The 14,853-nt window shown below is 69.8% G+C and carries 9 protein-coding genes and 1 tRNA gene; 5 read left to right on the top strand and 5 right to left on the bottom strand.

What is annotated here, in order from left to right; all coding sequences use genetic code 11:
- Positions 1–2 precede the first annotated feature (2 nt).
- Both Q0937_RS14440 and lysA read right to left on the bottom strand, forming a co-directional pair.
- Positions 3–1,352: a homoserine dehydrogenase gene (locus Q0937_RS14440; RefSeq protein WP_299304958.1), complete on the bottom strand. Its 1,350-nt coding sequence runs from the start codon at positions 1,350–1,352 to the stop codon at positions 3–5.
- 163 nt (positions 1,353–1,515) lie between these two features.
- Complete coding sequence (gene lysA / locus Q0937_RS14435; protein WP_299304955.1) at positions 1,516–2,928, bottom strand: diaminopimelate decarboxylase; 1,413 nt, start codon at positions 2,926–2,928, stop codon at positions 1,516–1,518.
- A gap of 334 nt (positions 2,929–3,262) precedes the next feature.
- Between lysA and Q0937_RS14430 the strand changes: the two genes are divergently transcribed.
- Positions 3,263–5,536, top strand: a complete 2,274-nt coding sequence (locus Q0937_RS14430) for a bifunctional alpha,alpha-trehalose-phosphate synthase (UDP-forming)/trehalose-phosphatase (protein WP_299304954.1) — start codon at positions 3,263–3,265, stop codon at positions 5,534–5,536.
- A gap of 62 nt (positions 5,537–5,598) precedes the next feature.
- Here the strand turns inward: Q0937_RS14430 and Q0937_RS14425 are convergent.
- The 3 genes from Q0937_RS14425 to Q0937_RS14415 form a co-directional block, all read right to left on the bottom strand.
- Positions 5,599–5,674 (bottom strand) — tRNA-Arg (locus Q0937_RS14425).
- A 78-nt stretch (positions 5,675–5,752) separates the two neighbouring features.
- Positions 5,753–6,811, bottom strand: coding sequence for a tRNA (adenosine(37)-N6)-threonylcarbamoyltransferase complex transferase subunit TsaD (gene tsaD, locus Q0937_RS14420; RefSeq protein WP_299304952.1), 1,059 nt, complete (start codon positions 6,809–6,811; stop codon positions 5,753–5,755).
- A complete protein-coding gene (locus Q0937_RS14415) occupies positions 6,808–7,683 on the bottom strand; it encodes a M23 family metallopeptidase (RefSeq protein WP_299304950.1) in 876 nt (291 codons plus the stop codon). Before Q0937_RS14415 ends, tsaD begins: the two co-directional genes overlap by 4 nt.
- 367 nt (positions 7,684–8,050) lie before the next feature.
- On the opposite strand from Q0937_RS14415, the gene Q0937_RS14410 reads away from it, so the two are divergent.
- The 4 genes from Q0937_RS14410 (at position 8,051) to Q0937_RS14395 (ending at position 14,701) form a co-directional block, all read left to right on the top strand.
- Positions 8,051–8,875 (top strand): response regulator transcription factor, encoded by an 825-nt coding sequence (locus tag Q0937_RS14410; protein WP_299304947.1) that lies wholly within the window; start codon positions 8,051–8,053, stop codon positions 8,873–8,875.
- Positions 8,872–9,966 (top strand): cell wall metabolism sensor histidine kinase WalK, encoded by a 1,095-nt coding sequence (locus tag Q0937_RS14405; protein ID WP_299304945.1) that lies wholly within the window; start codon positions 8,872–8,874, stop codon positions 9,964–9,966. The genes Q0937_RS14410 and Q0937_RS14405 overlap by 4 nt, the downstream gene beginning before the upstream one ends.
- A 132-nt stretch (positions 9,967–10,098) precedes the next feature.
- Positions 10,099–13,959, top strand: a complete 3,861-nt coding sequence (locus Q0937_RS14400; RefSeq protein WP_299304942.1) for a multifunctional oxoglutarate decarboxylase/oxoglutarate dehydrogenase thiamine pyrophosphate-binding subunit/dihydrolipoyllysine-residue succinyltransferase subunit — start codon at positions 10,099–10,101, stop codon at positions 13,957–13,959.
- 97 nt (positions 13,960–14,056) lie between these two features.
- Entirely contained in the window at positions 14,057–14,701 is a 645-nt protein-coding gene (locus tag Q0937_RS14395; protein WP_299304939.1) for a GDSL-type esterase/lipase family protein, read from the top strand.
- Positions 14,702–14,853: the final 152 nt, after the last annotated feature.

Here is a 14,853-nt window from a genome sequence, read left to right as displayed (position 1 = left end):
GGTCATTCTCCTTCGATGCGCAGGATGGAATCGATGCTGAGCACCGTGGCGGTGGAGGAGAACACATCGAGCGAGGCGGTCATCGCGGACTCCAGCGCACGGTGGGTGCTGATGCCGATGTGGGCACGGGCCTGCTCCCCCGCCTCACCGCGCTCGTCCAGCAGCTCCTGATGGATGGTCGAGATCGAGATCCCGTAGCCCGAGAGAGTGCCGGCGATCTCGGCGAGCACGCCGGGGCGATCCTGCACGGTCAGGGAGATGTAGAAGGCGCTGCGCAGCTCGTCGAGCGGGATCGACTCGAGCTCGGCGTAGCGGGATTCTCGCGGCCCCACTCCCCCGTGGACCCGGGCGCGGGCGGCGGAGACCACATCGCCGAGGATCGCGGAGGCGGTCGGCGCACCGCCGGCGCCCTGTCCGTAGAACATCAGCGAGCCAGCGGCCTCGGCCTCGATGAACACCGCGTTGTACGCCTCGGAGACCGAGGCCAGGGGGTGGTGGTCGGGGATCAGCGCCGGATAGACACGAGCCGAGATCCGCTCACCGCCCTCCTCCTCGATCCGCTCGACGATCGAGAGCAGCTTGATGATGCGCCCCATGCGCGCGGCCGCGGTGATGTCCTGCGCGGAGACAGCGGTGATGCCCTCGCAGTGCACGTCCGCGAGCCGCACCCGGCTGTGGAACGCGAGCGAGGCGAGGATGGACGCCTTCGCAGCCGCGTCGTGCCCCTCGACGTCCGCCGTGGGGTCAGCCTCGGCGTAGCCGAGCTGCTGGGCGTCGGCCAGGGCGTCCTCGAAGCTCGCGCCGGTGCGGGTCATCGCGTCGAGGATGAAGTTGGTGGTGCCGTTGACGATGCCGAGCACGCGCTGGATGCGGTCCCCGGCGAGGGATTCGCGCACCGGGCGCACCAGCGGGATCGCGCCGGCGACCGCTGCTTCGAAGTAGAGGTCCACGCCGTGGGCATCGGCCGCTTCGTAGAGCGAGGCCCCGTCCTGGGCCAGCAGCGCCTTGTTGGCGGTCACCACGCTCGCGCCGTGAGCCATGGCGTCCAGCAGCAGCGTGCGGGCCGGCTCGATGCCGCCCATGACCTCGACCACCAGATCCGCCTCCTGCACCAGGCGGGTTGCGTCCTCGGTGAGGAGGGCGGCGGGCACATGCTCTCCGCGGTCGCGCGCCAGGTCGCGCACGGCGACGCCGATCACCTCGAGCCGGCCACCGATCCGGTGGGCGAGCTCGCCACCCTGCTGGGAGAGCAGGCGCAGCACCTCGGAGCCGACGGTCCCGGCACCGAGGACGGCGACTCGGAGCGTCGGCAGATCAGGGGACACCGGGCTGCCGGAGGGGTGCAATGACATCTGCGAGGTGGTCCTTCCACGGGGTCCGACGGATCGGCGGAGTCGGGCCCTCGCACTGTATCCGAGGGTGGGGGCGCTCCGTGACCCTGCATGAACGATTGCGACCGCCGTCGTCAGGGACGGCAGGAGGCCGGGCGCGAGGGGGCGGGTGGTGGCCGGAGGGTCAGCCGACGTCGAGTCCCAGCAGGTCCTCCTCCGTCTCGCGACGGATCAGCGTGCGGATCTCCCCCTCACGCACCGCGACCACCGGCGGCCGCGGGACATGGTTGTAGTTCGAGGCCAGCGAATAGCAGTAGGCGCCGGTGACCGGCACCGAAACCAGATCGCCGCGGCGCACGTCTCCGGGCAGGTACTCGTCCTTGACCACGATGTCGCCGCTCTCGCAATGCTTGCCGACCACGCGGACCACCTCGGGGGCGGCATCGGAGACCCGACCGGTGAGCAGGCACGAGTAGTCGGCATCGTAGAGGGCGGTGCGCACGTTGTCGCTCATGCCGCCGTCGACCGAGACATAGACGCGGTGATGGGGACCGCCCAGGCGGACATCCTTGACGGTGCCCACCGAGTAGAGGGTCTGCGTGGAGGGACCGGCGATCACTCGACCGGGCTCGAAGGAGAGGTGCGGCACCTCGAGCTCCAGCTCGTGGCACTGCTTCTCGACGATCCCGGCGATCCCGGCGGCCAGCGCCTCGGGTGTGGACGGCGTGTGCTGGGTGTTGTACATGACGCCGAAGCCGCCGCCGAGGTCGAGCTGGTCGATCGTGTGGCCCAGCTCGTCGCGGATTCGGGCGACCAGGTCGAGCACACGTCGCGCGGCGACCTCGAAGCCGCCGGTGTCGAAGATCTGGGAGCCGATGTGGGAGTGCAGGCCCAGCAGGTCCAGATGCTGCACCTCGAGCACCCGCCGCACGGCGTCGAAGGCGGCGCCGCCGGTGATCGAGAGACCGAACTTCTGGTCCTCATGGGCGGTGGCGATGAACTCGTGGGTGTGCGCCTCCACGCCGGTGGTCACGCGCAGCATGACGGAGGCGCGCGTGCCGAGCTCCTCTGCGACAGTGCTGACGAGCTCGATCTCGTCGAGCGAGTCGATGACGATGCGGCCCACCCCGGCCTCGAGGGCGCGGCGGATCTCGTGCACGGACTTGTTGTTGCCGTGCAGAGCGATACGTGCCCCGGGGAAGCCTGCGCGCAGCGCCACGGCGAGCTCGCCGCCGGTGCAGACGTCCAGGCCCAGCCCGTCCTCGTCGATCCAGCGGACCACGGCGCCGCAGAGGAAGGCCTTGCCGGCGTAGTAGACGTCGGCGCCGCGATGCGGGCGGAAGGCCTCGGCGAAGGCATCGCGGAAGGAGCGCGCGCGGTGGCGGAAGTCGTCCTCGTCGAGCACGAAGGCGGGGGTGCCCACCTCCTCGGCGATGCGGTGCACATCCACGCCGCCGACCTCGACCACGCCCTGCGAGTTCCGGGAGGTGTTCCGCGACCAGAGCCCGTCGATCAGGGTGTTGACATCGGTCGGATAGGGCAACCAGGTGGGGGCGGCATCGTTGCCATGAAGGGCTCCGGCTTCGTGGGCGCGCATATCTGCTCCTGGTCTCGCACTCTCCCGTCCCGGCGAAGGTGCCGGAAGGTCGCGCCATCGGCGCCCTGCCGAGGGTAGGCGCGCCAGCAGGGACGGCGCAGGCGCGTCCGGCCCGCGAACACCCTCGCCGCGCTGCCCATCCGCCCGGTCGGGAGTCGTCCTCGCAGGTCAGAACTCCAGCTCAGCGGCGGAGCCAGGGACGTCCCGCGCACCGGGGTGAGGGAATGCACTTGATAGTGTCGAGGCATCGGCGCGGGGGCCGCTGTCCCTCGCCCTCAGGCGCTGGCGCGGACTCCCCTCGCCTCCTCACCCGATACGACGCGAAGGAGACCCGATGCCCTCTGCATCCTCGAGCCCTGGCGGGCACCAGCTGGTGGTCGTCGCCAACCGGCTGCCGGTGGACTCACGCACCCTGCCGGACGGCGCGACCGAATGGGTGACCAGCCCCGGCGGGCTGGTCACGGCCATGGAATCGGTGATGCGCACCGTCGACTCGGGCGCCTGGGTGGGGTGGGGCGGCTCGCCCGGAGACGCTCCTGACCCCTTCGAGGCCGATGGCATGAGCCTGTACCCCGTGCAGCTGGACCAGCAGGACATCGAGCGGTACTACGAAGGCTTCTCCAACGGCACCCTCTGGCCGCTCTATCACGACGTCATCGTCGGCCCGGAGTTCCACCGTGGCTGGTGGGACACCTACCAGTCCGCGAACCGACGCTTCGCGAAGACCGCAGCCCAGGTGGCCGCCGTGGGCGGGACGATCTGGGTGCACGACTACCAGCTCCAGCTGGTGCCGCAGATGATCCGGGAGACGCGCAGCGACGTGCGGATCGGGTTCTTCAACCACATCCCCTTCCCTGCGGTGGAGCTGTTCTCGCAGCTGCCCAAGCGGAACTCGGTCCTGCGCGGGCTGCTGGGCGCCGATCTGATCGGATTCCAGCGGGAGAGCGATTCGCTGAACTTCGTGGCAGCGGTGCGCAGGCTGCTGGGCTACCAGGTGGAGGGCAAGACGATCTTCGTGCCCGGCCTCGGCGCGGCTCCTGTGCGCGAGGTCCAGGTGCAGACCTTCCCCATCTCGATCGATTCCACTGCCGTCTCCGCCCTCACCGAGGACCCGGAGATCCGAGAGCGTGCCGCGCAGCTGCGCAGAGACCTCGGCGACCCCGAGAAGGTCGTGCTGGGCGTGGACCGCCTGGACTACACCAAGGGCATCCGCCATCGGCTCAAGGCCTTCGGCGAGCTGCTCGACGACGGCCTGATCGACCCGCACGGAACGGTGATGATCCAGGTCGCCACCCCGTCCAGGGAACGGGTGGAGGCCTACCGGCAGCTGCGCGATGAGGTCGAGCTGATCGTGGGCAGGATCAACGGCGAGCATGCCCCCATCGGGCGTCCGGCTGTCTCCTATCAGCACCATTCCTTCGATCGACGCGACATGACTGCGCTGTTCATGGCGGCGGACGTGGTCCTGGTGACGGCGCTGCGCGATGGCATGAACCTGGTGGCCAAGGAGTACGTCGCCTCCCGTCCCGATCTTCACGGGGTGCTGGTGCTCAGCGAGTTCGCCGGCGCGGCCGACGAGCTGCGCGCCGCGGTGCTGGTGAACCCGCACGACATCGATGAGCTCAAGGCCGCGATCCTGCGGTCGCTGGCGATGCCGCCCGAGGAGCAGGAGGAGGCGATGCGCTCCCTGCGCCATCAGGTGATGGAGCACGACGTGCAGCACTGGGCCCACCAGTTCCTCGAGAGCCTCACCGCCTCGGGGGCCCCGGAGGACGAGGCGACGCGCGTCGTGCGCCTGTCCGGGGACGCTCCCAGCGACCCGGCGCAGCTCGAGGAGACGCTGCGCGAGTTCACGGCGGTGCCGCGACTGCTGATCGCCTCGGACTTCGATGGCGTCCTGGCCCCGATCGTCTCGGACCGCGATGCCGTGCAGCCCGACCAGCAGGCGCTCGCCGCCCTGCGCGAGCTCTCCGAGCTCCCGGGCGTCGCCGTCGCCCTGATCTCCGGGCGCGCACTGGCCGATCTGGATTCCCTCACGGCGATGCCGAGCTCGGTGGTGCTGGTGGGCTCCCATGGCGCCGAGGTCGGGGCGCTCCCGCCGTGGATGCAGGCCGAGGTGCTGGACAAGTCCGTGCTGAGCATGACACCTCAGAAGGAGCAGCTGCTCGCCGGGATCACCAGCACGCTGCGCCGGATCGCCCGCGCCCATCCCGGCACGGAGGTGGAGACGAAGCCGACGGCCGCGGTGCTGCACACCCGCAACGCCAAGGGCCGCGGCGCGATCAACGCCACCGAGTCGGCACTCGAGTACGCCACCACCCTGCCGGACGTCACGGTGACGCCCGGCAAGGAGGTGGTGGAGTTCGCGGTGGTGCACACCTCGAAGGGGGTGGCGATCGACGCCCTGTCCCGGGCGAGCGCCGCCGATGCCTGGCTGTACCTGGGCGATGACGTCACCGACGAGTCCGTCTTCGCGCGCCTCGGCGGCGACGACGTGGGGGTGAAGGTGGGCGGCGGAGACACCGCGGCCCATCTGCGGATCCCGGATACCGAGGCCGCACGAGACCTGCTGCGGAGGCTGCTGGAGCTGCGGGGCGAGCAGAGCTGATCCTCGGCGGGACAGAGAAGAGCCGGGACGCCGTCTGCTGACGACGTCCCGGCTCTTCGCACTGGTGCCCGCGACAGGATTCGAACCTACGACCTTCTGCTCCGGAGGCAGACGCTCTATCCACTGAGCTACGCGGGCGGACTCGGGAAGTCTAGCAACAACTGCGGGTCACGGAGCTCGTCGCCGCCGTGGCGGAGCACGGGTGTGAGAGGGACCTCACCGCAGCAGCGGCAGCTGCGCTCCGTGCAGCACCGCCGAGGGATCCGCGGCGATGCGCAGTCCGCTCGGAGCAGCGCCGGAGCGCACCAGCAGGTCGCCGACCGCGGCGATCATCGCCCCGTTGTCGGTGCACAGCTTCGGCGGGGGGATCCGCAGATCGATGCCCGCCGCGTCGCACTTCTCCTGCGCGACCGAGCGCAGGCGGGCATTCGCCGCGACGCCGCCGACGATGACCAGGGTGTCCAGGTTCCGTTCCCTCACGGCCCGGAGCGCCTTCTTCACCAGGACATCCACCACGGCCTGCTCGAAGGAGGCGGCGATGTCCGCGACCGGCACCGGCTCCCCCGCGCGCTCGAGGGTCTCGACGGTCCGCGCCACGGCGGTCTTCAGCCCGGAGAAGGAGAAGGTGAACGGTGCGTCCTTCGGCCGCAGCATCGCGCGGGGGAAGGAGAACGCGGTGGGGTCTCCCTCCACGGCGGCACGGGAGATCGCTGGGCCACCGGGGTAGCCCAGGCCCAGCAGGCGGGAGACCTTGTCGAAGGCCTCGCCCGCGGCATCGTCGAGGGTGTCGCCGAGATGCTCGATGGGATCGCGCACCAGATCGCCGACAGCGAGGATCGAGGTGTGGCCGCCGGAGACGATCAGCACGATGCTGCGTTCCGGCAGCGGGCCGTGCTCGAGGGTGTCGGCGGCGGCATGGCCGGCCAGGTGGTGGACGCCGTACAGCGGCTTGCCGAGCGACCATGCGATCGACTTCGCGGCGGCGAGGCCCACGTGGACCGCGGTGGCGAGGCCCGGGCCCGAGGTCACCGCGACGTGGGTGATGTCCGAGAGCTGGATGCCGGCATCGTCGACGGCGATCCGCAGGGTGGGAACCACTGCGTCGAGGTGGGCGCGGGCAGCGATCTCGGGGACCACTCCCCCGAAATCGGCGTGCTGGGCGGCGCTCGAGGCGAGCCCCTGTCCGAGGAGGACTCCGTCGGAGACGAGGCCGAAGCCGGTCTCGTCGCAGGAGGACTCGACCCCGAGGACGAGCGGGGCCCTGGTGGTCCTCACCGCAGGATCGACATCGGGTCGGAGTAGTTGCCCGCCTCGTCCATCTTCGCGAAGTGCAGGTGGCAGCCGGTGGAGCGGCCGGTCGTGCCAGCGTAGCCGATGGTGTCGCCGGCGCCGACTGTCGCGCCGACCGAGGTGTTGAAGCCCTGGAGGTGGTAGTAGCCGGTGACGACCCCGTTGCCGTGGTCGATCTTGACCCGGTTGCCGGAGGTGCGGTTGTACTCGGCGGCGACGACGGTGCCGGACTTGGCTGCGCCCACGGGAGTGCCGCACGTGGCACCGAAGTCGACTCCGCCATGGCCCTTGTAATAGCCGAGGACGGGGTGAATGCGGCCACCGTAGCCGGAGGTGATCGGCGCGTCGACGGGGCGCACGGAGCCGGAGTCGCCGGCGGGAGCCGCCGCTCCGGTGCTCTCCCCGGTCTCGGCAGCCTCGACCTCGACAGGCTCGGGCTCCGGAAGAGAGACCTCGATGCCGGTGCCCTGCTCTGCAGGCTCCTCGCCGGCGGCGTCCGCAGCGGCGGGAGCGGTGCGCTCCTCGGAGCGGCTGGCGCCGTCCTCCTCGGTGCGGGTCTCGTGCACGGCGTCGGTGGTCGCAGCAGCCTCGGCGGCGGGCAGCGCCACAGGGGCGATCGCTGCGGCGGGCTGCGCGACGGCGGCGGGCTGGGCCTGCGCCACGGACTCACCCTGCGAGGCGGCCTCGTCGATCCCCGCCGCGGCGGCGGCCAACGGGGCGGCGATCGTGGCGGTCGCGAGGACTCCCAGGACACCCGCCTTCAAGACACCTGAAGGGAGCGCGGAATCGCGGTGGGTCCCTCCGACTGCGCGGTGCTTGCGCACTGCGGCGCGTCCGTCGGCGCGGTGATTCGCCACGTGTTGACCTCTTCCATTGCGACTGCGTAGTTCTCGATGTACTGCTCGTCCACATCTCTGTCCGATCGCGACGCCGGACAGGGGAAGTACGCGTCGCCGAACAACCTCGATCAAAGTACGCGCTGGTCGGGGCGCCCGACGAGCAGGTCAACCGGGTCATTGCCAAGTTTTTGCCGAGATGCCATAAAGGTTGCCCGATCTTGACGAGCGGGGGCTCGCACAGAGGTTCAGGTCACGCCTGCGGGCTCGAGTCCGCCTCGTGCGTCACAGTGCGAGGCCCGTCCCCGCGTTCGGCGCCGCACCCCGGGGTGCTCGCACCGCCTTCACCTCCCGAAGGAATTCAGGCGCTGCCGTCTAGAGTGGCCTCATGCCGACCCCGGAGAAGACAGCAGCCACCGGAGACTCCCCCGTCCGTGTGGTGGTGATCGAGGATGAGCCGACGATCACCCGAGCGATCGCCGACCGCCTCACCGCCGAGGGATGGGAGGTCTCCACCGCACTGGACGGCCCCTCCGGAGTGCGGATGGTGGCCGAAGTGCGGCCCGATGTGGTGGTGCTGGACGTCATGCTCCCGGGATTCGACGGGCTCGAGGTCTGCCGCCGGATCCAGGCCGACGAGCCGGTTCCGGTGCTCATGCTCACCGCGCGCGACGACGAGACCGACATGCTGGTGGGTCTCGGCGTGGGCGCGGATGACTACATGACCAAGCCCTTCTCCATGCGCGAGCTCGTCGCACGCCTCAAGGCGCTGCTGCGACGGGTGCGACGTGCCGGTGCCCCGGCTCCCACCGAGGCCGAGAAGCAGGAGGCGCTCGAGTTCGGGGACCTGGTCATCGACCGCGCCGGCCGCAGGGTGATGCGCGCCGGGGAGCCTGCCCATCTGACTCCCACCGAGTTCGACCTGCTGCTGTGCCTGGCCAGCGCGCCCGGCACGGTGCTCACGCGCGAGCAGCTCTTGGCGGATGTCTGGGACTGGGTGGATGCGACGGGAACCCGCACCGTGGACTCCCATGTCAAGGCGCTGCGCCGCAAGCTCGGCGCCGACCTGGTGCGCACGGTCCACGGCGTCGGCTACGCCCTGGAGATCCCTGAGGACCCCGAGGCGGGAGCAGCGGCCTCCGGTCCGAGCTCAGGGACCGCACCGGATCTCTCCTCGATGGCCACGCCGAACCTCTCCACCGGCGACTCGTGAGCTCGCCCAGGGCCACGGAGACCGGCTCCCGTCGCCGCGTGCCCGAGCGGCTGGACGTGCGCCCCCTGGACCGGTTCCGCTCCTTCAAGGTCAAGCTCGGAATATTGGTCGCGGCGAGCGTGAGCGTCGCCGCGCTGCTCACCCAGGTGAGCATCCGGGCCGGCATCGAGCCGCTGCTCGCTCTGCCGCTGGTGGTGATCGCGGCGCTGGTGTTCACCCAGCTGCTGGCCCGCGGCATGACCTCGCCGCTGCGCGAGATGACCCGCGCCGCCCAGGCGATGGCCCGCGGCGACTACAGCCGAGAGGTGCGCACCAGCAGCCGCGACGAGGTGGGGCAGCTGGCCGCGGCCTTCTCCACCATGGCCTCCGAGCTCGAGCAGACCGACCGGATGCGTCGGGACCTGGTCGCGAACGTCTCCCATGAGCTGCGAACCCCGGTCGCCGGGCTGCGCGCACAGCTGGAGAATCTCGTGGACGGGGTCACCGAGCCCGACCCGGCCGCTCTCGAAGTGGCGCTGAACGAGACGGAGCGCCTCTCACAGCTGGTGGGGCATCTGCTGGACCTCTCCCGCCTCGATGCCGGGGTGGTCGACCTGGACATCGAAGCGGTCGAGCTCACCCCGTTCCTCCATGAGGTGGTGGATGCCGCGTCTCTGGCCTCGGGCGGCCGCGACGTGCGCTGGATCGTCGACGTCGACCCTCCCGACCTGTCGGTCGCGGCGGACGCGGCCCGGCTGCACCAGGTCATCCACAACCTGCTCGAGAACGCCGCCCGGCACTCCCCCGTCGGCGGTCGCATACATATCTCCGCAGCACTCCTGGGGCCGGACGGCGGAGTGCGGATCGATGTGCACGACGAGGGCCCGGGCATCGCGCGTGAGGACCGCTCCCGCGTGTTCGAACGATTCCAGCGCGGCGGCTATGCCGACTCCTCAGGCGGCACCGGCCTGGGCCTGGCCATCGCCCGCTGGGCGGTGGGACTGCATGGCGGCACCATCGAGGTGCTCGACGACCCCCGCAGCCAGGACACCCGCGACGGGCGCTCCTCGCTGATCCGGGTGGTGCTCCCGGGTGACGCACCCCTGACCTGACAGGGTGATGTCGGGCACCTCTGCCCGTCTCCCGCCGTCGAAGGGGGCGGCGTCCGCGCACGACGGGCACCGTCTGCCGTTAGGCTGAGGCCATCCGTATCTCTCGACCGTGAGAAGGCTGGCGATCTCAGAGTGTCACAGCAGACACAGGACTCCGATTCTGCGGAGTTCGGCCCGAATCAGTGGCTCGTGGACGCGCTCCGCGAGCAGTGGCGTGAGGATCCCTCGAGCGTCGACCCGAGCTGGGCGGAATACTTCTCCACCCACGTGGTGAACGCCGAGCCCTCGGCCCCGACCGAGACCCCTTCGAGCTCCTCCGAGACGTCGACGACGACGCCTCCGGGGAGCCCTGGGAGCTCGCCTGACGCACAGGAGCAGGACGCTCCCGACAGCACCTCCGCCGCCACGGCTGATCCCCCGCAGGAGCAGCCCGCCGAGAACTCCGCTCCGGCGACCTCCTCCACCTCGTCCTCCCCCTCGGCCGCAGCACCGGCGGCCGCTTCCCAGCCTGCGAAGGAATCCCCTGCCGTGAATGACCATCCCGCGAAGTCCGCCTCCAAGGCACCGGCGGTCTCCACCACCTCGGACCGTCCCGCGAAGGTCCCCACCACCACGTCGCAGATCCCTGCCGTCGAGCTCCGCGAGCCCGAGGTCGTCAAGCTGCGCGGTCCCGCCGCCGCGATCGTGCGCAACATGGCCGAGTCCCTCGAGGTGCCCACGGCCACCTCGGTGCGTGACGTGCCGGTGAAGCTGCTGTTCGACAACCGCATCGTCATCAACAATCATCTCCAGCGCCACCGCGCCGGCAAGGTCTCCTTCACCCACCTCATCGGCTGGGCGATGATCGAGGCGATCACCGAGATCAACGACATGAACAACGGGTTCGACGTCGATGAGAAGGGCAAGCCGCTCCTGCTGAAGCGCGAGGACATCAACTTCGGCCTCGCCATCGACATGCCGCGTCCCGACGGCTCGCGCGGTCTGGTGGTGCCGAGCATCAAGGCCGCCCAGCGCTTCGACTTCCGCGGCTTCTGGAAGGCGTATGAGGAGGTCGTCAAGAAGGCCCGTGCCGGCAAGCTGACCATGGACGACTTCGCGCACACCACGGTGTCGCTGACCAACCCGGGCGGCATCGGCACCGTCCATTCGATCCCGCGCCTCATGCAGGGCCAGGGCGTGATCGTGGGCGTCGGCGCGATGGACTACCCCGCGCAGTTCCAGGGCGCGAACCCTGCCACCCTTGCAGAGCTTGCGATCTCGAAGGTCATGACGCTGACCTCGACCTACGACCACCGCATCATCCAGGGCGCCGCCTCGGGCGAGTTCCTCAAGCGGATGGGCGACAAGCTGCTGGGCAAGGACGGCTTCTACGATCGCGTCTTCGTCTCGCTGCGGCTCCCCTACCAGCCGGTGCGCTGGGTGCCGGACAACCCCTTCAAGCACACCACCTCGGAGCGCCTGGCCCGGGTGATGGACCTGATCCATGCCTACCGCGTGCGCGGGCACCTGATGGCGGACACCGATCCCCTGCAGTACAAGGTGCGCACCCACCCGGATCTGGATGTCGAGACCTACGGCCTGACCCTGTGGGATCTCGACCGCACCTTCCCCACCCGCGGGCTGGGCGGCAAGGACGAGATGTCCCTGCGGGACATCCTGGGAGTGCTGCGCAATTCATACTGCCGCACCATCGGTGTGGAGTACATGCACATCTCCGACCCGGAGGAGCGCGACTGGATCCAGCAGAAGATGGAGACCCCCCGCACTCCCTTCGACAAGACCGAGCTGACCCACATCATGGATCGTCTCAATGCGGCCGAGGCGTTCGAGACCTTCCTGCAGACCAAGTTCGTGGGCCAGAAGCGCTTCTCGCTCGAGGGCGGCGAGGCCGTCATCCCGATGCTCGACGCCGTGCTGCACGGCGCGGCCCACGGCGGCCTGGACGAGGTCGCCATCGGCATGTCGCATCGCGGCCGGCTGAACGTGCTCTCGAACCTCGCCGGGAAGAGCTACGGCCAGATCTTCCAGGAGTTCGAGGGCAACTACGGCAGGAAGCTCGGCTCCGGCGACGTCAAGTACCACCTGGGCACCGAGGGCACCTACACCTCGCACGACGGCGAGTCCACCAAGGTGTACCTCGCCGCGAACCCCTCCCACCTGGAGGCCGTGAACCCGGTGCTCGAAGGCATCGTCCGCGCCAAGCAGGACCGGCTCGAGCGGCCCGAGGAGTTCCCGGTGCTCCCCGTGCTCGTGCACGGAGATGCCTCCTTCGCGGGGCAGGGCGTGGTCACCGAGACCCTGAACCTCTCGGAGCTGCGCGGATACCGCACCGGCGGCACGATCCACGTGATCATCAACAACCAGATCGGCTTCACCACGCTGCCGGACTCCTCGCGCTCGTCGTTCTACTCGACGGACGTCGCCAAGTCCACGCAGCTGCCGATCTTCCACGTCAACGGCGACGATCCGGAGGCCTGCGTACGGGTCGCCGAGATCGCCTTCGAGTTCCGGCAGAAGTTCCACCGCGATGTCGTCATCGACATGGTCTGCTACCGCCGTCGCGGGCACAACGAGGGCGACGATCCCTCGATGACCCAGCCCGAGATGTACAAGCTGATCGGGGACAAGCCCTCCACGCGAAAGCTCTACATGGAGGCGCTCATCGAGCGCGGTGACCTCACGGAGGACGAGACCGAAGGGCTGGTGCGCAACTTCCAGGAGCACCTGGACGAGGCCTTCGCCTCCACGCGCGCCAGCGCCGCGAGCTCCTCCGACTCCGAGGAGACGGTGCAGGGCCTGGAGCTGCCCGATGCGCAGCAGGGCTCTGCAGGGTCCGACGAGGTGCGCACCTCCCTCGATCCCGCCGTGCTCGAGAAGATCGGGACGGCGCACACCGACATCCCCGCCTCCTTCACCGTCCATCCCAAGCTGATGACCGTGCTCCAGCGCCGCCACCAGATGTCCACCTCCGGCAAGATCGACTGGGCCTTCGGCGAGCTGATCGCCTTCGGCTCGCTGCTGCTCCAGGGCCATCGGGTGCGACTGGCCGGCCAGGACTCCCGCCGCGGCACCTTCGTGCAGCGCCATAGCGTGCTCATCGACCATGAGAACGGCGACACCTGGACCCCCCTGTCGTACCTCTCGGACGACCAGGCACGCTTCAACGTCTACGACTCCTCCCTCTCGGAGTTCGCCGCGCTGGGCTTCGAGTACGGCTACTCGGTCGAGAGCCCGAACTCGCTGGTGCTGTGGGAGGCGCAGTTCGGCGACTTCGTCAACGGTGCGCAGACCATCATCGACGAGTTCATCTCCGCCTCCGAGCAGAAGTGGGGCCAGAACTCGAGCGTGGTCATGCTGCTCCCGCACGGTTACGAGGGCCAGGGACCGGACCATTCCTCCGCCCGCATCGAGCGCTTCCTGCAGATGTGCGCCGAGGAGAACATGCGGGTGGCGGCCCCGTCGACCCCGGCGAGCTACTTCCACCTGCTGCGCAAGCAGGCGCTTGCGGAGACGAAGAAGCCGCTGGTCGTCTTCACCCCGAAGTCGATGCTGCGCAACAAGGCCGCGGTGAGCGGGGTGGAGGACTTCACCACGGGAACCTTCGAGCCGGTGCTGCCGGACACCACCGTGGATCCGGCCGGGGTGCGTCGCGTGCTGATCGCCTCGGGCAAGGTCTACTGGGACCTGGCCGCACGCCGCGAGAAGCTCGGCACGACCGACACCGCGATCGTCCGCGTCGAGCAGCTCTACCCGCTGCCCGCCGAGCAGCTGAAGAAGGCGCTCGGCGGCTACCCCGACGCTCAGCTGGTGTGGGTCCAGGAAGAGCCGCAGAACCAGGGCGCCTGGAGCTTCATGGCGATGAACTTCGCCGTCGAGGTCGGCCGCACTCTGCGGGTCGTGGCCCGAGCGGCGTCCGCCTCCCCCGCCACCGGTTCGAACGCGACCCACAAGATCGAGCAGGAGGATCTGCTCGACCGCGCCTTCGACGCCTGATCGCGTCGCGGGCCACGGGTTCGCCCGCGGCCCGCGACGCGGTTAGTGTTGACGCCGTTAGTCTTGAGGTTCCCGTCCCCGTCCAGGAGAGGTCCCGGTGCCCACCGTGCCCATGACGCCCGCCCCGCATCCGGAATCCCGGATCCGCATCATCGCGCTCGGAGACGAGCTCCTCGCCGGGGTCGGTGATGCCCGCGCACTGGGCTGGCTCGGACGAGCGGTGGCCAGCGAACAGGGTGCGGACAGCCGCATCGACGTCTTCACCGCTGCACTGCCCGCGCAGAGCTCGGCGGACCTGGCCGAGCGCTGGGACGAGGACGTGCAGCGTCGCTTCTCGACGCGGGGGCAGGCCGACGGGTCGATCGATCACCGGGTGGTGGTGGCCATGGGCCGCGGCGATCTCGAGGCGGGGATCTCCCTGGCTCGCTCGCGTCTGAACCTGGCCAAGATCCTCGACGGACTGGAACGGCTGCGCATCCCCGCGTTCGTGGTGGGCCCGCCGCCCAGCCGGGACCCGGGGTCCACGAGCTCCGTCCGGGAGCTCTCCGCGGCCTTCGAGGACGTCTGCTCCCGTCGTCGGGTCCCGTTCGTCGACACCGTCGGCGGCTTGACGGGTCACGACCAGTGGGAGAGCGACCTCGCCCGCTCCCCCGGCGACCATCCGGGGCAGACGGGCTACGGGCTGATGGCCTGGCTGGTGCTGCACGCCGGCTTCGGCTCCTGGCTCGGCACCTCGTCCTGAACCACCCACCCCTGAGCAGGGACGAGGCCGAGTGACCTCGGACTCAGCACGGCTCATGCACCGCCTGCGGGAGACTCCGAGGGCGGCGTGATGTGGCACAATCGTCGGGTTCCCCCGGGCGAAGAAAGGAGATCGTGATGAGCAAGCGAGGA

The organism is uncultured Brachybacterium sp. (genome assembly GCF_947500705.1).
In the GTDB taxonomy this organism is placed as follows: Bacteria; Actinomycetota; Actinomycetes; order Actinomycetales; family Dermabacteraceae; genus Brachybacterium.
The sequence above is the reverse complement of the archived record's forward strand: the minus strand, read 5'-3'. Positions and strand labels throughout refer to the sequence as shown.